At 40.9% G+C, this 22,051-nt stretch carries 21 protein-coding genes and 1 tRNA gene; 10 read left to right on the plus strand and 12 right to left on the minus strand.

What is annotated here, in order from left to right; all coding sequences use genetic code 11:
* Positions 1–187: 187 nt before the first annotated feature.
* Positions 188–1,003 carry a hypothetical protein gene (locus SJ2017_RS06030; protein ID WP_080915195.1) on the plus strand — a complete coding sequence of 272 codons (816 nt, stop codon included), beginning with the start codon at positions 188–190 and terminating at the stop codon, positions 1,001–1,003.
* A gap of 86 nt (positions 1,004–1,089) precedes the next feature.
* Here SJ2017_RS06030 and SJ2017_RS06035 read toward each other — a convergent pair.
* From SJ2017_RS06035 to rpsU, 5 genes are all read right to left on the minus strand, one after another.
* A tRNA-Ile gene (locus tag SJ2017_RS06035) sits at positions 1,090–1,166 on the minus strand.
* A 221-nt stretch (positions 1,167–1,387) separates the two neighbouring features.
* On the minus strand, positions 1,388–3,220 hold the full coding sequence (rpoD, locus tag SJ2017_RS06040) for an RNA polymerase sigma factor RpoD (RefSeq protein WP_055024255.1): 1,833 nt from the start codon (positions 3,218–3,220) through the stop codon (positions 1,388–1,390).
* A gap of 149 nt (positions 3,221–3,369) precedes the next feature.
* A complete protein-coding gene (gene dnaG / locus SJ2017_RS06045; protein WP_065109017.1) occupies positions 3,370–5,094 on the minus strand; it encodes a DNA primase in 1,725 nt (574 codons plus the stop codon).
* A gap of 84 nt (positions 5,095–5,178) precedes the next feature.
* Complete coding sequence (locus SJ2017_RS06050) at positions 5,179–5,622, minus strand: GatB/YqeY domain-containing protein (protein ID WP_055024253.1); 444 nt, start codon at positions 5,620–5,622, stop codon at positions 5,179–5,181.
* Positions 5,623–5,629: 7 nt separating this feature from the next.
* Positions 5,630–5,845, minus strand: coding sequence for a 30S ribosomal protein S21 (rpsU, locus tag SJ2017_RS06055; protein WP_055024252.1), 216 nt, complete (start codon positions 5,843–5,845; stop codon positions 5,630–5,632).
* A 236-nt stretch (positions 5,846–6,081) separates the two neighbouring features.
* Here rpsU and tsaD point away from each other — a divergent pair, with 236 nt between their 5' ends.
* Positions 6,082–7,095, plus strand: a complete 1,014-nt coding sequence (tsaD, locus tag SJ2017_RS06060; protein ID WP_055024251.1) for a tRNA (adenosine(37)-N6)-threonylcarbamoyltransferase complex transferase subunit TsaD — start codon at positions 6,082–6,084, stop codon at positions 7,093–7,095.
* 126 nt (positions 7,096–7,221) lie between these two features.
* Here tsaD and plsY read toward each other — a convergent pair whose 3' ends face one another.
* Positions 7,222–7,839 carry a glycerol-3-phosphate 1-O-acyltransferase PlsY gene (gene plsY / locus SJ2017_RS06065; protein WP_055024250.1) on the minus strand — a complete coding sequence of 206 codons (618 nt, stop codon included), beginning with the start codon at positions 7,837–7,839 and terminating at the stop codon, positions 7,222–7,224.
* Between the two features lie 241 nt (positions 7,840–8,080).
* Here plsY and folB point away from each other — a divergent pair, with 241 nt between their 5' ends.
* From folB to SJ2017_RS06085, 4 genes are all read left to right on the plus strand, one after another.
* On the plus strand, positions 8,081–8,434 hold the full coding sequence (gene folB, locus SJ2017_RS06070; protein ID WP_055024249.1) for a dihydroneopterin aldolase: 354 nt from the start codon (positions 8,081–8,083) through the stop codon (positions 8,432–8,434).
* Positions 8,435–8,543: 109 nt separating this feature from the next.
* A complete protein-coding gene (gene folK / locus SJ2017_RS06075; protein ID WP_055024248.1) occupies positions 8,544–9,047 on the plus strand; it encodes a 2-amino-4-hydroxy-6-hydroxymethyldihydropteridine diphosphokinase in 504 nt (167 codons plus the stop codon).
* A 19-nt stretch (positions 9,048–9,066) separates the two neighbouring features.
* Positions 9,067–9,867 carry an undecaprenyl-diphosphate phosphatase gene (locus SJ2017_RS06080; RefSeq protein ID WP_055024247.1) on the plus strand — a complete coding sequence of 267 codons (801 nt, stop codon included), beginning with the start codon at positions 9,067–9,069 and terminating at the stop codon, positions 9,865–9,867.
* Between the two features lie 107 nt (positions 9,868–9,974).
* Positions 9,975–10,820, plus strand: coding sequence for a class I SAM-dependent methyltransferase (locus SJ2017_RS06085; protein WP_080915196.1), 846 nt, complete (start codon positions 9,975–9,977; stop codon positions 10,818–10,820).
* A gap of 172 nt (positions 10,821–10,992) precedes the next feature.
* Here the strand turns inward: SJ2017_RS06085 and SJ2017_RS06090 are convergent, their stop codons facing one another.
* Together SJ2017_RS06090 and SJ2017_RS06095 are read right to left on the minus strand one after the other, a co-directional pair.
* Positions 10,993–11,259, minus strand: coding sequence for an Lpp/OprI family alanine-zipper lipoprotein (locus SJ2017_RS06090; protein ID WP_055024245.1), 267 nt, complete (start codon positions 11,257–11,259; stop codon positions 10,993–10,995).
* A gap of 272 nt (positions 11,260–11,531) precedes the next feature.
* Entirely contained in the window at positions 11,532–12,767 is a 1,236-nt protein-coding gene (locus SJ2017_RS06095) for a multifunctional CCA addition/repair protein (protein ID WP_055024244.1), read from the minus strand.
* 184 nt (positions 12,768–12,951) lie between these two features.
* Here SJ2017_RS06095 and SJ2017_RS06100 point away from each other — a divergent pair, with 184 nt between their 5' ends.
* Together SJ2017_RS06100 and SJ2017_RS06105 are read left to right on the plus strand one after the other, a co-directional pair.
* A complete protein-coding gene (locus tag SJ2017_RS06100) occupies positions 12,952–14,553 on the plus strand; it encodes an ExeA family protein (RefSeq protein WP_055024243.1) in 1,602 nt (533 codons plus the stop codon).
* Complete coding sequence (locus SJ2017_RS06105; protein WP_080915197.1) at positions 14,553–15,698, plus strand: general secretion pathway protein GspB; 1,146 nt, start codon at positions 14,553–14,555, stop codon at positions 15,696–15,698. Before SJ2017_RS06100 ends, SJ2017_RS06105 begins: the two co-directional genes overlap by 1 nt.
* Positions 15,699–15,798: 100 nt before the next feature.
* Here the strand turns inward: SJ2017_RS06105 and hemL are convergent, their stop codons facing one another.
* The 3 genes from hemL to SJ2017_RS06120 form a co-directional block, all read right to left on the minus strand.
* Entirely contained in the window at positions 15,799–17,091 is a 1,293-nt protein-coding gene (hemL, locus tag SJ2017_RS06110; RefSeq protein ID WP_080915198.1) for a glutamate-1-semialdehyde 2,1-aminomutase, read from the minus strand.
* A gap of 28 nt (positions 17,092–17,119) precedes the next feature.
* Positions 17,120–18,139: an aspartate carbamoyltransferase gene (locus SJ2017_RS06115; protein WP_055024240.1), complete on the minus strand. Its 1,020-nt coding sequence runs from the start codon at positions 18,137–18,139 to the stop codon at positions 17,120–17,122.
* Between the two features lie 211 nt (positions 18,140–18,350).
* Complete coding sequence (locus SJ2017_RS06120; RefSeq protein ID WP_080915199.1) at positions 18,351–20,075, minus strand: chloride channel protein; 1,725 nt, start codon at positions 20,073–20,075, stop codon at positions 18,351–18,353.
* A 67-nt stretch (positions 20,076–20,142) separates the two neighbouring features.
* Here SJ2017_RS06120 and SJ2017_RS06125 point away from each other — a divergent pair, with 67 nt between their 5' ends.
* On the plus strand, positions 20,143–20,856 hold the full coding sequence (locus SJ2017_RS06125; RefSeq protein WP_055024238.1) for a DUF6776 family protein: 714 nt from the start codon (positions 20,143–20,145) through the stop codon (positions 20,854–20,856).
* Positions 20,857–20,935: 79 nt separating this feature from the next.
* The gene (gene erpA / locus SJ2017_RS06130; protein WP_055024237.1) at positions 20,936–21,286 is read left to right on the plus strand and encodes an iron-sulfur cluster insertion protein ErpA; all 351 of its coding nucleotides are present in this window, start codon (positions 20,936–20,938) and stop codon (positions 21,284–21,286) included.
* 80 nt (positions 21,287–21,366) lie between these two features.
* Here erpA and SJ2017_RS06135 read toward each other — a convergent pair whose 3' ends face one another.
* Positions 21,367–21,879 carry a hypothetical protein gene (locus SJ2017_RS06135; RefSeq protein WP_225442193.1) on the minus strand — a complete coding sequence of 171 codons (513 nt, stop codon included), beginning with the start codon at positions 21,877–21,879 and terminating at the stop codon, positions 21,367–21,369.
* Positions 21,880–22,051 lie beyond the last annotated feature (172 nt).

Raw genomic sequence — 22,051 nt, forward strand, 5'->3', positions numbered from 1 at the left:
TTCCTCAAATTAGCTGATAGCCTTGTGAAATAGCCCTTCGAATACTACTCATTAAATTATCATCGACAATAGTTCATTATCTAGGCATTAGGTAAATTTTTTTTCCGCATCATGCCCTCATTTAATCATGTTGTATTTGCTCTAATGACAAACATTAAACAAGCAGCAACATATTTGAGGTAAAACTATGAACAAATCGGTAAAAGTTTTAGTGTTAGTGGCAAGTGTGTCATTACTGAGTGCTTGCGCAAATACTGGTGCAGTAAATGAAGATGGCACTGACAGCAATCGCGGATTAAAAACAGGAGCAGCGGGTGGCGCTATTTTAGGACTTGCTATGGGCGCTGCTGCAGGTGATGCGAGCTTAGCGTTAAAAGGGGCAGCTATTGGAGGTGCAGCAGGTGGTTTGGCTGGGGCAAGTGCTGATTATGCTAATGATAGAGAAGATTACCGCAATGAAAATGGTAATAAAAATATCAATATTAATGGACTCTCTCAAAACAAGGTGAGTGATGCTCAAACTGTTGTTAATCCTACACCGCAATCTTGGGACAAACTTGATCACTTTAGCGGACAGTGGCAAGTCAATATTTGGGCGCTAAATGATCAAGGAAACAGAGTCGAAGCTTCAGCGCGTGCGAATGGGTCACTATTAAAAACAACCCAAACGCAATTGAGTGTCGATAATGTCGAAATGAACGGAGAAGTACAGTCGTTAAGTGGCAAAGTCGATTTAGCGTATAGTCCAGAAGACGGTTATCAGATAATGACAGAGTTTAACGGTAACGAAAATATGCGGTTTGTCGGTGAAGCCGATGAGCAAGGCCGTTATAGCTATTACCCTGTTGGGGTAAACGGCTCTACCTATTCAGGTAATGAACGTTCAACAATGAGACTTGAGCTAAGATTTGTTGGAAAAGATGTTTTTTTAGTAGACAGTTTTATTCAATCGAAAGGCGAAGAGGTTCAAATCCAGTCATATCGTTTTACCCGCCAAAGCTAATTTAGCCGAACTAAACATTGAAGCATTAAAGCCAAATTATAGATATGAAAAAGCCGCTTAAATTTCTTTAAGCGGCTTATCAAAATTGGTGGCCCCTCCCAGACTCGAACTGGGGACCTGACGATTATGAGTCGTATGCTCTAACCAACTGAGCTAAGGGGCCGACTTAAGTTAGTCGTCACTACCAAAAGCGGAGGGAAGTATACGAAGTTTATTGTTACTTGTCACCACTGAATTTGCCAGAAATTGACTTCTGAGTATCGTTTGGTTATCTGTTAAGCAATATAGGAAGGCTATTGAATAGATATTGCTGATTTATAACAACAAAAAAGCCCGCTTTATGCGGGCTTTTTAATCTTTCGATTATCTTAGTTCTATTAAGACTTACTCGTCTAAGAACGACTTTAAGATTTCTGAACGAGAAGGGTGGCGTAGTTTACGCAATGCTTTCGCTTCAATCTGACGAATACGTTCACGTGTTACGTCAAACTGTTTACCGACTTCTTCAAGCGTATGGTCGGTGTTCATATCGATACCAAAACGCATACGTAATACTTTAGCTTCACGGGCTGTTAGACCAGCTAATACTTCGTGAGTCGCATTCTTTAAACTTTCGCTTGTCGCTGAGTCTAAAGGAAGCTCTAAGGTATTATCCTCAATAAAGTCACCTAAGTGCGAATCTTCATCGTCACCAATTGGTGTTTCCATTGAAATCGGTTCTTTAGCGATTTTTAACACTTTAAGAATCTTATCTTCAGGCATTAGCATACGCTCAGATAATTCTTCAGGTGTTGGCTCGCGACCCATTTCTTGTAACATTTGACGTGAAATACGATTTAATTTGTTAATCGTTTCAATCATATGTACTGGAATACGAATAGTACGCGCTTGATCAGCAATAGAACGAGTAATTGCCTGACGGATCCACCATGTTGCATAAGTCGAGAACTTATAACCACGACGGTATTCAAACTTATCTACAGCTTTCATCAAACCAATGTTACCTTCCTGAATCAAATCCAAGAACTGTAAACCACGGTTGGTGTATTTTTTAGCGATAGAAATTACAAGACGTAAGTTTGCTTCAACCATTTCTTTCTTCGCACGACGAGCTCTAGCTTCACCGATTGACATGCGACGGTTGATGTCTTTAATAGCACGGATGATTAAGCCGGTTTCTTCTTCGATTGCAGCGAGTTTAGTGCTACAACGAACAACGTCTTCTTCAACCATTCTTAAGCCTTCAGCGTAAGGCTTATTACTGTCTTTTTCAGCGTGGAACCAAGCTAAATCAGTTTCATTGCCTGTGAAGAACTTAACAAAGTTTTTCTTTGGCATTTTAGCTTGTTCAACACAAAGCTTAAGGATTAAACGCTCTTGAACACGAACACGATCCATCATGGTGCGCATGCTTTTAACTAAGCGATCAAACTGTTTTGGGATTAAACGGAATTCTTTGAAAAGCTCGCCAATCACGAATAAAGCGCCAATGGCTTCAGGGTGATCACGACCTTTCTTTTCGATTACCAATAAGCCTTTTTCGTAAGCTTCACGTAATTGGGTGAATTTTTCTTTGGCTTCTTCAGGATCAGGACCTTTTGGACCTTCTTCTTCATCGTCCTCGTCATCACCGTCATCATCTTCGTCTTCTAGTTCTTCTTCTGATAACTCAGAGCCTACGTGTGTTGCTGTTGGCGCAACATCGTCATCATCTGGGTTAACAAAGCCTGAAATAATATCAGTTAGACGAAGTTCATCAGCTTCATACTTATCAAATTGCTCAAGAATCATCGCAATGGCTTGCGGGTATTCAGATACAGAGCTTTGAACCGTATTAATGCCTTCTTCAATACGTTTTGCGATGACAATTTCGCCTTCGCGGGTCAATAGCTCAACCGTTCCCATTTCACGCATGTACATACGGACTGGATCGGTTGTGCGACCTAATTCGCTCTCTACCGTTGCAAGTGCAGCTGCTGCTTCTTCTGCTGCATCTTCATCGGTGTTGTCCTCAGACATCATCATTTCATCGGCATCTGGCGCTTGTTCATAAACGCGGATACCCATGTCATTGATCATCTGGACAATATCTTCAATCTGATCTGAATCGACCATGTCAGCTGGCAAGTGGTCATTGACTTCAGCATAGGTTAAATAACCTTGCTCTTTACCTTTAGCAAGCAACAATTTAAGTTGCGACTGCGGAGTATGCTCCATAGATATCATCCAAGTTGGGTAACTGAAATAACGACTGGACACTAGCCGAAGCATAAGTGCCAAGCAAATCGTCAATTATAGCTGTATGAACTAAAGTACGCTAGTCCATGACATTGCTTTACTGAACATTTTTGAAATAAAAAATGTGCTTACGCAATGCCTTTCATGATAGAAATCAGCTTCGTTAGCTGAATTTTTTCAGCTTTTGTTAGAGTTTGTTTAAGACTCAGTTCTTGATAGCGCTGTTCAATATATTGATTGTTCAGCCAGATCAAGGTTTGCTTAAACTCCTGAACTAAGTTTTCATCCGCCACTTGGTGGTCCCATTGGGCCAATTTTATCAAGGCACTTTTTTGTTCGTGCTCTCGATACATCTCAAGTAGTTGTGCGCTGTTAAACTGTTGTTCACGAGTTAAGTTTAGCAAATCAATGAGCAATGCAATGCCAGGGATTTGCAAATGGGCTAATGCGGGTTGAGCAGCTAGGCCAAACCCTAATTCAGGACGTTGCACTAATAATGCAATTGCTAATCGCAATGGCGTACCACGACCTTGTAAGCCCTTTTTATTCATAGGCTGCTGTTGTTTAACAGCAAAACCCAATTTTTTCTTTAAATCATCTGCGCTATTCATACCAATTTTATGCGCAAGATTCTCTAAGAGTAAATTCTGTAGAACGGTATCTTGTACTCGTTCAATGAGTGTAATGGCTTGTTTGGCCAGTGCACTTTTATCTGTGCCATATTGGGCTGTTAATGTCTCAAATAAGAATGCGGGCAAGTCGAGCGCATCGAGCATTAATTTTTCAAAACCGTCTTTACCAACTTGACGAACCATCGTATCTGGATCTTCGCCTTGGGGTAAAAACATAAACCGAACCACATCACCTGGCTTTAATAAGGGCAGTGCAGTTTCAAGTGCACGCCAAGCAGCGGCTTTACCTGCTTTATCACCGTCGTAGCAACAAATGACTTCTTTAGCACTACGTACAAGTAACTGAAATTGTTCAGCTGTTGTCGCAGTACCTAATGAAGCAACAGCATAATCTACATCAAATTGGGCTAATGCAACAACGTCCATATATCCTTCAACAATCAACACTTGTTGTGGATCTCGATGACGCTGTTTTAACTCATAAAGGCCGTAAAGCTCGTTGCCCTTATGAAATATGGGCGTTTCTGGCGAATTCAAGTACTTTGGTGTTCCATCGCCTAAAACTCGACCACCAAAGCCAACTACACGACCTCTGCGGTCGCGAATTGGAAACATTAACCGATCTCTAAACCGGTCATAGCGCTTACCGTTATCATTGGCGATTAGCATGCCAGCAGTTAGCAACTTGTCTTGTGCAGCTTGGTTTTGACGGTATCTACCTAAAAGGCCATCCCAGCCATCTGGCGCAAAGCCTATTCCAAATTGTTCTACTACTTTTGAAGACAGTCCGCGAAAATCTAAATAGTCGATGACTTTTTGTTTGTCTGAGTGCTGGCGCAATTGACTTTGATAGTAAAGATTGGCTTCTTCCATCAATTGATATAAATCGCGACTCAAACCTTGATCTTTTTTGGGACCCGTACCTTGTTCTCTTGGTACATCTAATCCCAATTTACCAGCGAGTTCCTCAATGGCATCAACAAACTCCAATCGATCATATTCCATAATAAAATCGATGGCATTGCCATGGGCACCACAGCCAAAACAGTGATAAAACTGCTTATCTTGACTCACGGTAAATGAAGGTGATTTTTCGCTATGAAAAGGACAACACGCAGAGTGATTTTTCCCTGCTTTTTTCAAAGGAACACGATGATCAATCAGATCAACAATGTCTGTGCGAGCTATGAGCTCATTGATAAAGTCACGAGGTATCGCCATAAATGCTATAGGTCTCGCATTACCATGTAGATAAAACAAACAAGCCGCGCAATAATGCACGGCTTATTCAACATTAAAATTTAACTAGTTTAATTTAGCACGAATTTGGCTGCCAATGGCACCCATATCTGCACGGCCTTGAACTTTAGATTTTAATGCTCCCATTACTTTGCCCATATCCGCCATGGATGATGCACCTACCTGAGCGATAGCTTCATCAATAATTGCCGCAACTTCTTCTTCTGTTAAAGGAGAAGGCAAGAAAGTTTCAATAACTTGAATCTCTTCTGCTTCAGATGCTGCTAACTCCGGGCGACCTGCTGACTCATATTGAGCAATAGAATCGCGACGTTGTTTTACCATTTTGGTTAAAACGGCTATTGTTTGTTCGTCAGTCAGAGTTTCGCGGGTATCCACTTCAATCTGTTTAACGGCAGACAATGCCATACGAATAGTCCCCAAACGTGCCTTATCTTTGGCACGCATGGCTTCTTTCATTTGGTCTTTTAGCTGTTCAACTAGGCTCATAATGAGATTAGTATAAACGTACGCGACGTGCGTTTTCGCGAGAAAGCTTCTTAGCTAGACGCTTAACAGCGGCAGCTTTTGCGCGCTTACGTGCAGAAGTTGGCTTCTCGTAGAATTCACGAGCGCGAACATCAGCTAAGATACCTGCTTTTTCACAAGAGCGCTTGAAACGACGAAGAGCTACGTCGAATGGTTCGTTTTCACGTACTTTAATAATTGGCATACGCCATCACCCCTTAGGTGTAGTTAATTTGGCACTACCATCAAAGGTAGATTAACCAAGGCTATTTAAAATGGTGCGAAATTTTACACCGATAATGATGCTTTTGTAAACCCCCTTTATGGGCGACTTTGTGTAATTGGCTTGTCATATTTTGCAGTTAGTCCCTTGATGACTGGAATAACCTCTCATCAAGAGGTAGAATTGCCGCCCTTACATTTTTAGGAAGATGAGCTGCTATGCGGGTTTTAGGTATTGAAACATCTTGTGATGAAACAGGAATTGCTGTGTTTGATGACGAGCAAGGATTGTTATCACATGCTTTATATAGTCAAGTAAAGTTACATGCTGATTATGGCGGCGTTGTACCTGAGTTAGCCTCACGAGATCATGTTCGTAAAATTGTCCCATTAATTAAGCAAGCGTTAAAAGAGGCCAATTCAACGGTCGATGACATTGATGGTATTGCCTTTACCAAAGGCCCTGGCTTAATTGGTGCTTTATTAGTGGGGGCATGTGTAGGTCGCTCTTTAGCCTATTCATGGGATAAACCTGCGATTGGTGTACATCACATGGAAGGGCATTTACTTGCGCCGATGCTTGAAGATGATGCGCCAGAGTTTCCTTTTCTTGCTTTATTGGTATCTGGCGGACACTCGATGCTTGTTAAGGTCGATGGTATCGGCCAATACGAAGTGTTAGGCGAATCAGTGGATGATGCGGCAGGTGAAGCGTTCGATAAAACCGCTAAATTAATGGGGCTAGATTATCCTGGCGGACCTCGCTTAGCTAAGCTTGCATCAAAAGGTGTCGAAGCGGGTTACAAGTTCCCAAGACCAATGACAGACAAACCAGGCTTAAATTTCAGTTTTTCAGGTTTGAAAACATTTACTGCCAATACAATTGCTGCAGAGCCTGATGATGAACAAACACGTGCTAATATTGCGCGTGCGTTTGAAGAAGCGGTAGTGGATACGCTTGCGATAAAATGTCAACGAGCCCTTAAATTAACCGGTTATAACCGACTTGTCGTCGCAGGTGGAGTCAGCGCCAATACTCGTTTAAGAGAAAATCTCGCGACTATGATGGCAAAGCTCAATGGTGAGGTATTTTATCCGCGTGGTGAATTTTGTACCGATAATGGCGCTATGATTGCTTTCGCTGGTTTACAGCGCCTAAAAGCAGGACAAACCGAAGATTTAGAAGTGAAAGGTCAGCCTCGCTGGCCTTTAGATACGTTAGATGCCATTTAATATTTATAACGTGTAATAGGCTTGGTGCTTTAAATGTAAGCGGCTAAAGTACCCGTAAAAAAACCTAAGCTACGGCTTAGGTTTTTTTATTTGATTTTTTATCTATCCAGTGTGAAGGGGATTAAATCAATTGTGTTCAGTTGATGCTTTCTTTTTTCTCGATAACTTACTTTCTTCACCAATACGTAAGCGCTTTATGTTGTCTTTATGCCTAATTACAATTAGCAGTGACAGCATAGCAACAGGAATGGTAAACCTGTCATCAAGCCACCAAGTATAAACGGGAGCGAGTATGGCGGTTAAGATAGCTGCAAGAGATGAATAACGAGTCAAAAAGACAAAGACTATCCATGTGGCAATTAAACATAATGCTAAATCCCCGCCAATCGGTGCCATAGCACCAAATGCTGTAGCAACACCTTTACCGCCTTGGAAATTAAAAAATATCGGGTAGATATGGCCTAAACAGGCTGCAATAGCGATTAAGCCTAACGAAACGGCATCTTGTCCTAGCACATAGCTAAAATAACTTGGGGCTGCTCCTTTGAGCATGTCAAAAAATAACACTAATGCCGCTGAACTGGCACCACCAATCCTGAGCACATTTGTTGCGCCTGGATTCCCCGAGCCTTCCGTGCGGGGATCTGGCAAACCACGTAATTTACATACGAGAATTGCACTTGAGATAGAACCGGCTAAGTAGGCGGTTATAATCATCAAAATAGTGATTGTAACTGCGCTCAAATTGGTTTCCTTTCACTTCTTAGGGTATCATCGCCCATTAATTTATTTCACTTGAGACGTAACCTGATAATTGGGTTAATACGCTCTGTTACATCGTGACACGTTCAAAGATTACAGCCGTTATCCTACTGCGTAAATCGCTTAGGAAAAAGACGAGATCTATAATAACTGCTATTTGAGTTAATTTTCAGCCTTTTCAGCTGAAATATTTATGAAAAGACGTGTAAACCGTGGAGTTCACATGGATAAAGTATTAATACGCGAACTAAAAGTTGAAACTGTTATCGGTATTTATGAGTGGGAAAAGAAAATACACCAAACATTACTGATAGATTTAGATATGGCTTGGGATAACAAACTGGCTGCCGCTTCAGACGATTATCAACATGCTCTGTGTTATGAAACTGTCTCTAATCGTTTAACTGCGCTAATTACTGAAAAGCCGATAGAGTTGATTGAAACCGTTGCTGAAATGGTCGCTAATTGTTTAATCAATGAATTTAATGTTTTGTGGGTAAAGGTCGCTGTTATGAAACCGGGTGCAGTACCAACGGCAAAATCAGTCGGCGTAGTCATTGAACGTGGTCATATATGATGTCCATCGTTAATGGACTTTATTTAAGTGGTAATCACATTTAATTGACAGTTAACATGTTTCAATTAATCAATATTCATAATCGCTCTGTATAATTTCGGATGAGTTAATGGCACGTATTTATATCAGCTTGGGCACCAACATTGATCCTGTTGAGCACATGCAGTCGGGACTAATTGACCTACACGAACAATTTGGTCAATTAACCCTATCAAGAATGTTTGAAAGTGAAGCTGTGGGCTTTAATGGCACTAACTTTTTAAATATGGTTGCTGCAGCAGATACTGAAATGAGTATTGCGGATGTGGTTGCCACTTTTAAACGTATTGAAAAACAAAATGGACGTATTCGTGGCGAGAAAAAATTTAGTCCGCGAAGTTTAGATATCGATTTACTGCTTTATGACAACGAGGTTTGCCAATTTCCAATTGAGCTTCCCCGTGGTGAAATTCTTTATAATGCCTTTGTATTATGGCCGCTTGCAGAAGTTGCGCCGAGTTTACAGCATCCAAAAAACACTAAAACATACCAGTCATTGTGGGAAGAGTACGATAAAACGAGTCAGAATATCTGGCCTGTAGAATTTGACTTTCCAGCAATACTGACTCGTTAATTATATTTAAAGGAACAACATGGAAACGCTTCAGGTTATCTTTTTAGCGCTTATTCAAGGGCTAACAGAGTTCTTACCCATTTCAAGTTCAGCTCATCTTATTTTACCTTCGCAGATTTTAGGCTGGGAAGATCAAGGTTTAGCCTTTGATGTTGCAGTGCATATAGGTTCATTGTTGGCTGTTGTGATTTACTTTAGAACAGAAATTTGGGCCATGTTGAAAGCCTGGATTGCCAGTATAACGAAAGGTGTTCACACCGATGACAGTAAATTAGCTTGGTGGATTATTCTAGCGACACTTCCAGCGGTATTTTTTGGCTTCATGGCAAAAGACTTAATTGAGACTTACTTACGTGGCCCTGGTGTGATTGCTATTACGACGGTTATTTTTGGTCTGCTTTTATGGGTAGGTGATAAAATGGCTCGTAATGAACTCACTGAATATCAAACGGGTTGGCGTAAAGCGTTATTAATAGGCTTCGCGCAAGCTATGGCAATTATTCCGGGTACTTCACGTTCTGGTATCACCATTACCGCAGCATTGATGCTAGGTCTTAATCGCGACGCAGCGGCTCGCTTTTCATTTTTAATGTCTATTCCTGTCATTTTAGGTGCGGCTATTTTAATGAGTAAAGACGTGATTTCTGGCGATCTCACCATGGATTACACTGAATTACTATTAGGCGTTGCCGTTTCTTTTGTTGCTGCATATACCTGTATTTTCTTCTTCCTAAAAATCATTAGTAAGATTGGTATGACACCATTTGTGTTGTATCGATTAATGCTAGGCGCCGTATTATGTGGCTTTATTTTCCTGTAAAATAAGCTATCTTGAAAAACGGGTGCTAGCACCCGTTTTTTGTTTCCTACACTTTTTCTTCGAAAAACTCATACCCAATACTGCCACTGTAAGGATGTTTTCTCGTTATGGATTCAATATTAGTTTGCCCGATTTGTGCTGAATCGCTGCAGTTACATGAGCAATCTCAAGGTTATTATTGCAATAACAAACATCACATTGATAAAAATGCTCAAGGCTATTGGTCGTTTGTCACATCGCCTAAATTTAAAGGCAGTTCCGAGAGTAGGCAGCAGCTTAGAGCAAAACGTTTTTTGAAGGCATCAGGTATTTTATCGCCGTTAGTTAAACAAGTATCGAACGTATTTTCTGACGTAGCGGAAGGCAAAGACGAAGTTAATCATCTGAATTATCAGTGTAATGATGGTTTTTATATTCGATCATTATCAACACTATCAACACTATCAACACTATCAGCACAAGCTGAAGATAATGTTACACATTGGGGCGTATCTGAGGCGGACAATGCCTTATTTGCAGCGAGTAAAGATACCACTCCAGCAAATTTATTGTTAACACCGTTTAAAAAGCTTCCTTTTAAATCTGACGCAATAGATATTGTGACTGTTTTTGAGGCGCAGCTAAAAGGTAAAGAATGTTTACGAGTGTTAAAGCCAGATGGCGCTTTATTGTTACTTGTACCAGGCGCGAGACATTTATGGCAGCTGAAGCAAAAAATCTATCAAAATTTGCTTGAAAAACCGCAGCAACTCAATCTACCGAAAGATGTTGAAATAATTAACACAACCGAGATTAAGTTTAATGCAGATGTATCGGGTGAACAGGCAATAACTTTATTAGATATGAATAACCTTAGCTGGCGAGTAAACGACGAGTTGGCGCATCAAATTAAACAAACAAGCTTTGAACAACTAGAGTTTGATTATGTGTTACTGCACCTAAAGAAGCGCTGATAGGGTTATGTTGTTACTATTGAATTACTGCTAGTGAAGATGAATGAAATAGCAAAAAAGATGTCGCACTAGAAACAATTAAGGCTTGAAATATTCAATGACGGTTAAGTCAAATCAGTATTATCAAGCCTTAATAATCAACCTAAATAAATAAGCTAATTTTCATGTATTCTTACTTTTTGTAAGAAGAAGCCATGTTGTCGATACGGTCGTTAGCACGCTTAGCTTCTGCTTGTGCGTCCATTGATGCAGCTTTTGCATCTTTAACATCAGCAGCGATTTTGCTTTGATCAGATTTTAAAGAGCTAACTTCAGCAGATAGTTGATCTACTTTGTTACCTAGGTTAGCAACACTTTCTTCAAGAGCAGTAGTGTTAGCACAGCCACCTAAAAGAGCAGTCATAGCAACACCAGCAATCATTAATACTTTCTTGTTCATGGAAAATCCCTTCATTATAGGTTGTATAAATTGCTGAGGTACAATACCCAGCAGCCGTTTAATTATGTCACAGCTTTTAAATTTTGCTATACCAAATAACAATAAAAGTGACAAAAAACATCGTAAATCTAATGGATTGAAGCATATTTACTTATCATTTAGGCTAAAACTGCTTAAAACGGCACCAGATTCAGATTTTAATGGCTTCAACATTTAGCTGATTAGTTTAGGTATTGAATTCATTGAAAGAATACATCAAGGCGCCATTGGTACTAAGTTTGGGCTTGCAAAGTTTGCTTAAATTGCTTTATTGCCTCAATTCTTCGAACCGATAATTGTTGTTTGATCTCTTTACCTTGAAAGCCTGCTTTAATCACCTCTTGTACATTGACTTCTTGTGCAAGAATGAAACACTTTTTCAGGTAATCACTTTGAGGGTAATCAGCATTTTCAAACCCCGTTCTGCCTTGAATATCCGCTTGGCAGCAAATTAATAAGTCATCTAAGCGATGTGGTTTACGCCAAAAATCTGCTTTATCAAAAATTTTGATAATGGTTTCAGGCCTTAGCTCATCAGCATTGTGTATATTTTGATGTTGGTCACTACACAATAGTGCAAGCTCTTTGAATTCATTGGGTGTTTTAAGGCGCTGACATAGCTTTTTGATAATAGGTAAGCCTTTTTGACCATGACCATGATGCTTAGGCCATAACTCTTTTGGTGTGATGCCTTTACCTAAGTCATGAACCAAGGCTGCAAAACGTATTGCTTTATTAGTGCTCAGTTTCGTCGCTGCCTGCAATACCATCATAGTATGAATACCACTGTCGATTTCAGGGTGCCATTTTTCAGGTTGTGGAACGCCAAATAAGCAATCGATTTCCGGGAATAAAACCGCTAAAGCGCCACACTTTCTAAGTTGTTGGAAAAACACTTCAGGTCGTTCGGTTGATAACGCTTTATCTACCTCTTGCCATACTCTTTCAGGGGTGAGAAATTCAAGCTCTCCAGACTCGGTGATCTGAGTCATCAATGCCATTGTTTCACTCGCAATGTCAAAATCTAAATGAGCAAATCTAGCGGCAAAACGGGCAACCCTTAATACCCTTAACGGATCTTCAATAAATGCACTTGATACATGCCTAAGGACACGCGCTTCAATATCTTTTTGGCCACCATAAGGGTCGGTAATGTTACCTGACTCATCCTGAGCCATCGCATTAATCGTTAAATCTCGTCTGAGTAAGTCTTCTTCTAATGTCACGTTTTGGTTGGCATCACAACTAAAGCCTGCATAACCTTGTCCGTTTTTTCGCTCAGTTCGTGCTAACGCATATTCTTGTTGAGTCTTAGGATGTAAAAAAACAGGAAAGTCTTTGCCTACTTGGCTATAGCCTAAGTCAAACATTTGCTCTACGGTACTGCCTACAACGACAAAATCTTTATCTTTGATAGGAAGTGATAAAAGTGAGTCACGTACCGCGCCGCCCACAAGATAGGTTTTCATAAAGTGACATATCCAAAGTATGATAATGAAACAGATAAATAGAAGCAGGTTGTGTTACTGGCTTCGTCATTATAATTTTATACCTAAAGCTTATCACGAGTAACATTTCTACGGCTAAATTTTGACAAGTATCAGCGCAAGCTATAACGTGAGCCGTCAGTTTTAAATAAGGATTTTTGGCCAGATGTATAAAGCATTTTATGGATTAAATGATAATCCATTTTCAATCGCACCCAACCCGCATTATTTGTTTCTCAGTGATCGTCACAGAGAGGCCTTAGCGCACCTGACCTATGGACTAGGTGAGACTGGTGGCTTTGTATTATTAACGGGTGAGGTTGGAACAGGGAAAACGACAGTATCACGTTGTTTGCTGAAACAGCTTCCTGAAAATACCGATACAGCCTTTATTCTTAACCCATCGCTGACTGAACAAGAATTGTTGGCAACCTTATGTGATGAGCTAGGTATTAGCTATGGTGAGAACCCATCCATTAAGCAGTTAACAGATTTAATCAGTCAGTATTTGCTAAATAATCATCAAAATAATCGCAACACAGTGTTGATTATTGATGAAGCACAACATCTTCGTGCTGAGGTACTTGAGCAACTGCGCCTGTTAACAAATTTAGAAACGGACACCAAAAAATTATTGCAGGTCATATTAATTGGTCAGCCTGAGTTGCAGCAATTATTAAAACGACAAGAACTCCGTCAATTAGCACAGCGTATTACAGCGCGTTATCATTTATTACCCTTAACAGTTGAAGAAATTCAATTGTATGTTCAGCACCGATTACAAGTAGCGGGACGTTTTGAGCCGTTATTTACTAAAAAAGCGTGTAAAGCATTGCATAAATTCAGTGGCGGGATCCCTAGATTAACCAATCTGTTATGTGAAAGAGCTTTAATGGCGGGTTATGGCCAATCTAAAGTGCCGATTGATCACCATATGGTTAAGCTAGCTGCTGCCGAAGTTTTAGGTGATTTACCCACTGAAAGTTCAAATAAATGGCCGATGATTATTGCTGCTTCTTTAGTGTTAGCTTTTGGCTCATCTTTATACTTCTTTATTGGCAATTCATCAGATATGTCTTCGAGTGGTGAAAGGGCTAAACAGTCAATTCCTCAAACTCAATCAAGCGAGTCATCTCGACAGCCAAGCGGTAATCAAACCATATTACGAGCAGCTATGTCTCAAAGCCGCAGTATTGATAACGCCTTCGCGGGTTTATTTGCCTTGTGGGAAAAACAACCCATTATCGGGCTAACCGCTTGTCAGGCTGCGCAGCAACAAGGCTTAATGTGTCATCAGCAGCAAGGCAATTGGAATAGTATTTCAAGGTTAAATTACCCAGCAGTGGTATATCTTCAAGATCAACAAGCACAGCCTTTTTACGGAGTTGTGGTTGCAAGAGAAGGTGAACAAATTTTACTGCAACTCAGTGAACAACAATTGTGGGTGAGTAAAGACTGGTTTAATCGATACTTCAGTGGCACCTTTGAACTGTTATGGCACTCAGACAGCACGTTGCCTCGAGAAATAAGCCGCACATCGAGCTTGTCTCAAATACAATGGTTAGAGAACAGTTTGGCATTGATAGAGCATAGAACGGCAAGATTAGTGAATGATTTTGATTCTACTCTAGAGCAAGCCTTGATGGATTTTCAAAGATTGCATGGTCTAAAGGCTGATGGTATTGCAGGGAATCAAACATTAGTGCAACTTAACCTGTATCTGAGCCAGAAAGGGCCAAGGTTAACTCAAAGATCAGGACGTAGTTAATGTCTATTTTATTAGATGCTGTGACGAAAGAAAAACAGCAACAAATGGGTGAGCTTCCTGATGCAGTATTAACTCCAAGGGCAAATTACCAGCAAGTTGGCGCTGCTAAATCTTGGGTTAAATATTTACTATTAATTGCGGTCATTATAATAGGTATTTTGGCAGCGTGGGGACTGGCAAAATTATTAAAGCCTGATGTGTCCGGCACGCCTGCTGTTACAAGCTCGCAAGTTAACGTTAATTCAGCTGAAGAAAAGCAAGCTGAAATTAGAATCGCTAATAAAGTGGCTTTACCAGTTGCAAAGCCGCTAAACCAACCTGAATATCGTTCAAGACAGGCGGTAAATCAAAGAGAAGAACAGTCTGTGACTGATGTGGTCTATGATTATCGGTTGAGTGATAATCGAGGCGTTGTGACGGCGAGTCAAGCAGAGCCAAGTTTATCTGCGCCAGCAAAATCTCGAGCTGAACCAAGAGATACCACATCTAACTCATCAACAGAAACGCTTGCAGCATCGGTATCAAGAGCTGCTCAAGCGGAAACTCGTCTTAATGAATCACCTAGCGCTAATGCTGCCAACAATGACATTCCGTTAACGGCTGCTGAGCTGCAAGCACTGTATGGTGAAGATGCAATTATTCTTGGTGCAAACTCAAATTACAAAACTGCCTCAGACTTAGATGCCCTGAAATTAAAAGTGAGTGCTGCGGCAAGTGATGTCAATTTTGAGCAACAAGCTCAAGCGCCACAACAGGCGTCAATCAACCCAGATGAAAATGCCAATGTTGTAGATAATTCCAATAACTTAATGGCAGCGTTTGAAGCTGCTTTAAAAGAAGTTGAATATGAGCAATCAGCGAATGCACCTGTGACAGAACAAAAGCTTGACCCGATCCCAGAACCGAAAAAAGATGAAATCCCTCGCTATGGTCAATTACCTGCCAGTGTGCAACTACAAGTTCCAGAGTTTTCTATTCAGGCCCATGTGTATTCTTCTACAGCAGAAAATCGTTGGTTGAATGTTGACGGTAAAGAGCTTCAAGAAGGTGACAGTATTAAAGGCAAGTTAAAGGTCATCGAAATTAGACCAAGAGATGTTGTACTTGAGATTGATGGTGAGCAGTTCAAGGTGCCAGCGATATAATCATTTAACTGAATGGCTTGTGAATCAGCAAGATTTAGCAAAATAAAAAAGGCGCATAATGCGCCTTTTTTCTATTTTAACTCATCGCTCAAGCAAAGGGTTATAACGCCTTTAATGCAGCAAATGCTTTATCTGCAGCAGCAAGTGTTAATTCAAGCTCTTCTTCACCATGAGCCATAGATAAGAAGCCAGCTTCATAAGCACTTGGTGCTAAGTAAACGCCTTCATCAAGCATTAAGTGATAGAAATGACGGAAATGATCCATGTTACATTGAGTCACTTGGTCAAAGCTGGTGATTGGGTTTGTGTCTTCAGTAAAGAAGAAACCAAACATACCGCCCACTTGGTTAATGCTTAATGGAATACCATGCTTATCAGCAGCCGCTTTAAAGCCTTCAGCAATGCGCTTGGTCTTAGCGGTTAATTCTTCGTAAAGGCCAGGCTGACATAATGCGTCCATTTGCGCTAGACCCGTAGTCATGGCAATAGGGTTACCTGATAACGTACCAGCTTGATACACAGGGCCCGTAGGAGCAATGTACTGCATCACATCTTTACGGCCACCAAAAGCACCGACTGGCATGCCGCCGCCAATCACTTTACCTAGCGTCGTAAGATCTGGCTTCACATTGTAGTGGCCTTGTGCACCGCTTTTAGATACACGGAAACCCGTCATGACTTCGTCAATGATCATTAATGCACCGAACTCATCACAAATTGCACGTAAGCCTTCAAGGAAGCCCTCAACAGGAGGGATGCAGTTCATGTTGCCAGCAACAGGCTCAAGAATGATACAAGAGATAGCCTCAGGATGTTCATTGAAGATAGCTCTAACTGAGTCTAAGTCATTATAAACTGCTGTTAGTGTGTGCTTAGCAAAGTCTTCAGGAATACCAGGAGAGCTTGGTTGACCAAGGGTTAAAGCACCAGAGCCAGCTTTAACTAATAAGCAATCAGCATGACCATGGTAACAACCTTCGAACTTTAAGATTTTGTCACGGTTGGTGAAACCACGTGCTAAGCGAATCGCACTCATTGTGGCTTCAGTACCAGAACTGACCATACGAACTTGTTCGATTGATGGCACCATTTCAATAACTTTTTCAGCCATTTTTACTTCAAGTTCAGTTGGCGCACCAAATGATAAACCGTTCTCCACCGCTTCTAATACTGCTTGGCGGATTTGCGGGTTGTTGTGGCCTAAAATCATCGGGCCCCAAGAACCAACATAGTCGATATATTTTTTGCCATCAGCATCGTAAATATAAGCACCATCAGCTTTTTCGATGAAAAGTGGCGAGCCACCAACACCATTAAAGGCACGGACTGGTGAGTTTACGCCACCAGGGATGGTTTGTTTTGCTTGTTCAAAAAGCGCTTCTGAGCGGGTCATGTGAAATCCTTCTAATTTCTTCAGCTGACTATCTATCAGCTTTTCGTGAATACCAATTAACTGGGCACTCGTGTTGTTTTAACTCGTTTTCAACACCAAGCGTTAACGCAAAAAGTGCCATTCGAATAAGTAGCCCATTGTCCGCTTGTCTGAATATGGCCAGACTTGGGTGGCTATTTAAATCATTATCTAATTCATTTGCTGCCGCGCGTGAGTCACGAGGTAATGGATGCATAATCACAGTATTGGATTTACAGTGTTGCGTGTAAATACTGTGGTTTAATCTAAACTTACCGCGATATTTGTCCGCTTCATCTTGTGATGGGAAGCGTTCTTCCTGAATACGAGTCAGATAGAGTATATCAGCTTGATGTAAATTACCTTCTAACTGATCTGTTATTGTGATCTTATGACCAGCATTTTCAATGTCACTGATCACATAGTCAGGCATTGCTAGGTCAGTTGGGGAAATTAATGTGAATTGAATGTCTTTATACATGCAAAGTAAGCGTGATAAAGAATGCACAGTTCGCCCATGTTTTAAGTCACCAACCATCGCGATATGCATTCCGCTGATATCTTGTCCATGATGGCTTAATTCTTTTTGGATGGTAAATAAATCCAGTAGTGCTTGAGTTGGGTGCTCGTTTGAGCCGTCACCACCATTAATGACCGGTACTCGACTGCCTTCGGCAAACTCTTTTACTGAAAAAGGTTCAGGGTGACGCATTGCAATCACATCGGAGTATGTCGATAACACTCTTGCGGTATCGTATAACGACTCACCTTTAGATAAAGATGATGAGCCCATCCCGACTGTTTCTCTAACATGACCGCCAAGTAAGTTAAATGCACAACCAAAACTGACTCGGGTACGTGTGCTAGGTTCAAAAAACAAATTACCTAAAATTGCACCGTCTAACACCTTAGTGCGCTTTTCTCGTAAAGCGTAAGGCGTCATGTCTTCAGCGACATTAAAAATAGTATTGATTGCATCAAGATCCAGTTGATTAACTGAAAGAATGTGAGAACCGCTAAACTGTGTCATCAGCCTGATTTCCAATTATTAGGAGAATAAATAGGGCTATTTATTCTGTGGTTATGTAGGGTGGCTGAGGCGAGATTTTAACAGAGAGTGAATGAATATCAAATCTCGCTAATGATTATTTATCACTTTTTAGACATAACACAGATTAGCGATACGAGAACAATAGGTAATGACGATGAACTAAGAGCAATTCAGTGTTTTGATATACTGATTACACCTGACCTGAGCGGATTTCTTGCCATAGGTTTGCCCAGCTAATAACCCCCACAATATGCTGATTATTGTCTCGGTAAATATACACTTCACCACGACGCTTAATCGACAGCAACTCATATACTTCATTGAGAGTGGCAGTATCTGGAAATCCTTGCATAACATGGCGTGACAAGGTGGTTGAATCTTCAAAGGATTGCATTTCAAGGCTCAACATTTGAATTTGAGATTCTGCATTTCTGACTAATACCGGTCTGCCTTCTGCCCGTTTCATGACTTCTAGCAATAGATCGTCATTATCATTGACGATAACAAAACGTCTATCCATTAAAGCACGCACGCCTTTTTTCTGTAATCCTTGATTCACCGGTGGGACTTTATATCCAAGCCCCATAATATCCAGCTGTTTTAAAAAGACCGAGCTGGTATTAAAGCCCTGATAGGCAATCAAAAATGCAGGAATGGTCACAAACATTGCAGGAAGGATGATTGAGGCGTCGTTGGTCAATTCTAATAGTGCAACTAAAGCTGCTAAAGGCGCACTGAGACATACGCCCATCATGGCAGTCATGCCAATGACGGTATATAGGCCCACATATGGTGCAATAGATGGAAAAAATATCGCACTTACTAGTGCGAGTATTGCCCCAATAAGCGCGCCAATCCCGTAAAGCGGGCCGATTAAACCACCTGGAATACCAAAGCCTATTGCTGCAATAGTGGCAATAATTTTACCCACTAATAGTGCGAGTAAAAACAGTAAACTCGGATTATCAATAATGGTTGCCTGAATCGCTAAATCACCAGAGCCTAACGCTTGAGGCAAGAACAGTCCAATAAGCGTTGTGACACTTGCTGCTATCATTAAGCGATAAATAAGTGGCCAATGTTGGCCAATTGCCGTCATCTTTAATAATGAATGATTAAACCCTGCGGCTGCGCAGCCAAGTACGATGCCCCCAAGCGCTAGGATGGGGTAATGATCAAGCGGGATACGAGTCACCGTAATGAGATCGTATTCGTGGATGTTACCAAAAACCAGTTGGCTTGAAAGTGCTCCGCAAATTGCTGATAGCATAATGGGGAAAAAATAATGGATTTTGTATTCACGGACTATGACTTCAAATACAAATAACACGGCAGCCAGTGGAGCATTGAAAGTGGCGGCGATACCAGCAGCAATACCGCTAGCGCACATAATACGTACACTGTTATCAGGAAGCTTGAATTTTTCAGCAAGGTAACTCGCGCTGGTCGCTCCTAGGTGAATCGCTGGGCCTTCTTTACCCACTGAGAAGTTGGCGATTAAAGCAATGAGCGCTTGAAAAAACTGTCCAGGAGCCGATTGAAGCGGCACTTTGCCATAATGTAGCTTGAAACGATGCAGTACATAAGCAATGCCCATTCGACGGTACCGCTTTGAACCAATGCCTGCCACAACCCATATGAGTAAGGCGCCAACAATAGGCAAATAAGTTCGCCAATCACTTACAGCGCTTGAAAAATCTGTTGCTTCAGGAATGGTATGTTCTTGAGCCCAACCCAGCGCAAGCCGAAATAGGATAATGACCCCAGATGCAATAATGGCAAATAGCAGCGCTATGACGCAAAGTTGCGCACTAATCTTCGCTTGAGAAAGCTTATCTCTCAAATCATTACGAAGATATTTGCGTGTCGCAGCTTTGGCGTGAATAATAGCGGCTTTATTTATCTTAATTTGCACTGTATTGCCTAAGATCCATTTAAGGGCGAATTGTTGTCATTGTATTTTATTAAGGGCTTGTTACCTAATGCTAAATTATCATCGCTTGCTTGACCGCTTGCAAGTTCAAGAACGTAAATTTCGTTCGTCTGGCTTATATCTAACTGCACTCATTGCCGTGAGCTTTCTTATTGGTGTGTTAAGCCACACGGTGTTTATAGCTGAGGTGGTGGAACCAGAGCAAACATCGGCAGAAATCACTAGCCTAAATACTGAACTTAAACGTCAATCCCATGTGGTTTCTCGTCTTGAAATGGCATTAGCGATTGAAAAAGAAGCCAATGCAAATATGAAGCAAATGTTCAGTAAACAAATTCAGAAACAGAAAAACCTAGAGCAAGAGTTGGCATTTTATCGCAGCTTGATGTCGCCGGAGAAAGAAGTCGATGGCATTGCCATTCATGGTCTTGAACTTTCTAAAGGTTTATTGCCAAACCGTTATCAATTACGCTTGATTTTAACTCAGCTACAAAAACGTAAAAATAGCGTGAAGGGTGTAGCTGATGTGGTTCTTGTTGGCGTTCAAGATAATGAACAAATTGAAATTTCATTAAATGATCTCGACATTGAAAAGTTTAATTTTGGTTTTCGTTACTTCCAAATGTTTGATGCAGAGATTAGCTTACCTCAAGGGTTTGATTTACAGAGAATTAAAGCTGTCGTTCAAGTCAATGCAACCCGAGGAGTGAAAGGGGGTCGTATTGAGCAAACGTTTGAGATCGCAGAGTTACTAGAAAGCTAAAAAAGAACTAAGAGTAATACTTGAACAAATTAGTCAGGTAATAGATAATTCCGACCTGAAACTGAAGTAAGAGGTAGTAATGACTGAACAAACAGATGCAGCAATGCCAATTCAATTTACAGACGCTGCGGCAACGAAAGTGAAGGGACTGTTAGAAGAAGAGCAGAACCCTGAATTAAAGCTTCGTGTATATGTAACAGGTGGCGGTTGTTCAGGTTTTCAATACGGTTTTACTTTCGATGAAAAAGTGAACGAAGGTGACTTCACGATTGAAAAGCAAGGAGTTCAACTGGTTGTCGACCCTATGAGTCTTCAATACTTGGTTGGGGGCGAAGTTGATTACACTTCTGGCCTTGAGGGTTCACGCTTTTTTGTTAAAAATCCTAATGCAACAACCACCTGTGGTTGTGGTGCGAGCTTCTCGGTTTAAGCTTTTAACAGTTTACGAGTCATAAAAAAGCCGTCTAAAGACGGCTTTTTTCATATCTGAATGGCAGGGTTTAGCTGTTATTAGCTGATAATATTAAAGTTCATTCTAGGTTTGAACCACTTTAAAACTGCTTTATCAAAACTTATCCATACCTGTATTAATGCAAGTACGATTAAAACTGTAAAGATGACCCAGTCAGATAACACCATTTGCATAAATCCAAAATCAACAGTCGTGGGGCCTGCAACGATATTATCGGGATCATACATGATGGCTGGTAAAGCGCTGTATAACGCGAGTTGTAATATGGCATAGGCTCGCAGCATATAAAGTGCAGCTTTTTGTCTACCAGCAACACCTAGCACCATCATCAAGGTCAATATGCATAATAAAACCCCTTGTTGAGCCATCAAACCGCTGACAGAGGTAATAACATACACACACATTAACGCGATGAGTCGCTTAGGAAAGAGAGGTTTGTCTTGCTCTTGAGGTGCTGGTGCGCTGTCTGTCACTTCTGAAAGTTGATCAGACGTACGGTTGTCAGTGTTAAGTTCAGTTTCTTGTTGAGGGTTGTTTTTATTATCAGTCATAACGCCTTAACTTTATTGTTTATTATTCTTTTGTTTATTACTTCGACAGTTACGCCTTGTTTTACTTCATCATTTGCGCTGCAACGGCTGAGGGCATTAAAAACTAAGCTTATTAAGCACGCTTCATAAATGCTCATTATAAGTGCTCTGATTGAGCATTTAGCCAGCTACA

It is taken from the genome of Shewanella japonica, from assembly GCF_002075795.1.
Taxonomy (GTDB): Bacteria; Pseudomonadota; Gammaproteobacteria; order Enterobacterales; family Shewanellaceae; genus Shewanella; species Shewanella japonica.

Excerpts from the sequence above, each read along its gene's own strand:
- tsaD (WP_055024251.1), top strand. The coding sequence starts at position 6,082 with ATGCGGGTTTTAGGTATTGAAACATCTTGTGATGAAACAGGAATTGCT.
- SJ2017_RS06085 (WP_080915196.1), top strand. The coding sequence starts at position 9,975 with ATGGATTCAATATTAGTTTGCCCGATTTGTGCTGAATCGCTGCAGTTA.
- folB (WP_055024249.1), top strand. The coding sequence starts at position 8,081 with ATGGATAAAGTATTAATACGCGAACTAAAAGTTGAAACTGTTATCGGT.
- hemL (WP_080915198.1), bottom strand. The coding sequence starts at position 17,091 with ATGACCCGCTCAGAAGCGCTTTTTGAACAAGCAAAACAAACCATCCCT.
- rpoD (WP_055024255.1), bottom strand. The coding sequence starts at position 3,220 with ATGGAGCATACTCCGCAGTCGCAACTTAAATTGTTGCTTGCTAAAGGT.
- erpA (WP_055024237.1), top strand. The coding sequence starts at position 20,936 with ATGACTGAACAAACAGATGCAGCAATGCCAATTCAATTTACAGACGCT.
- SJ2017_RS06030 (WP_080915195.1), top strand. The coding sequence starts at position 188 with ATGAACAAATCGGTAAAAGTTTTAGTGTTAGTGGCAAGTGTGTCATTA.
- SJ2017_RS06095 (WP_055024244.1), bottom strand. The coding sequence starts at position 12,767 with ATGAAAACCTATCTTGTGGGCGGCGCGGTACGTGACTCACTTTTATCA.
- SJ2017_RS06125 (WP_055024238.1), top strand. The coding sequence starts at position 20,143 with ATGCTAAATTATCATCGCTTGCTTGACCGCTTGCAAGTTCAAGAACGT.
- SJ2017_RS06100 (WP_055024243.1), top strand. The coding sequence starts at position 12,952 with ATGTATAAAGCATTTTATGGATTAAATGATAATCCATTTTCAATCGCA.
- SJ2017_RS06080 (WP_055024247.1), top strand. The coding sequence starts at position 9,067 with ATGGAAACGCTTCAGGTTATCTTTTTAGCGCTTATTCAAGGGCTAACA.
- SJ2017_RS06135 (WP_225442193.1), bottom strand. The coding sequence starts at position 21,879 with ATGACTGATAATAAAAACAACCCTCAACAAGAAACTGAACTTAACACT.
- rpsU (WP_055024252.1), bottom strand. The coding sequence starts at position 5,845 with ATGCCAATTATTAAAGTACGTGAAAACGAACCATTCGACGTAGCTCTT.
- SJ2017_RS06115 (WP_055024240.1), bottom strand. The coding sequence starts at position 18,139 with ATGACACAGTTTAGCGGTTCTCACATTCTTTCAGTTAATCAACTGGAT.
- SJ2017_RS06050 (WP_055024253.1), bottom strand. The coding sequence starts at position 5,622 with ATGAGCCTAGTTGAACAGCTAAAAGACCAAATGAAAGAAGCCATGCGT.
- folK (WP_055024248.1), top strand. The coding sequence starts at position 8,544 with ATGGCACGTATTTATATCAGCTTGGGCACCAACATTGATCCTGTTGAG.
- SJ2017_RS06090 (WP_055024245.1), bottom strand. The coding sequence starts at position 11,259 with ATGAACAAGAAAGTATTAATGATTGCTGGTGTTGCTATGACTGCTCTT.
- dnaG (WP_065109017.1), bottom strand. The coding sequence starts at position 5,094 with ATGGCGATACCTCGTGACTTTATCAATGAGCTCATAGCTCGCACAGAC.
- SJ2017_RS06105 (WP_080915197.1), top strand. The coding sequence starts at position 14,553 with ATGTCTATTTTATTAGATGCTGTGACGAAAGAAAAACAGCAACAAATG.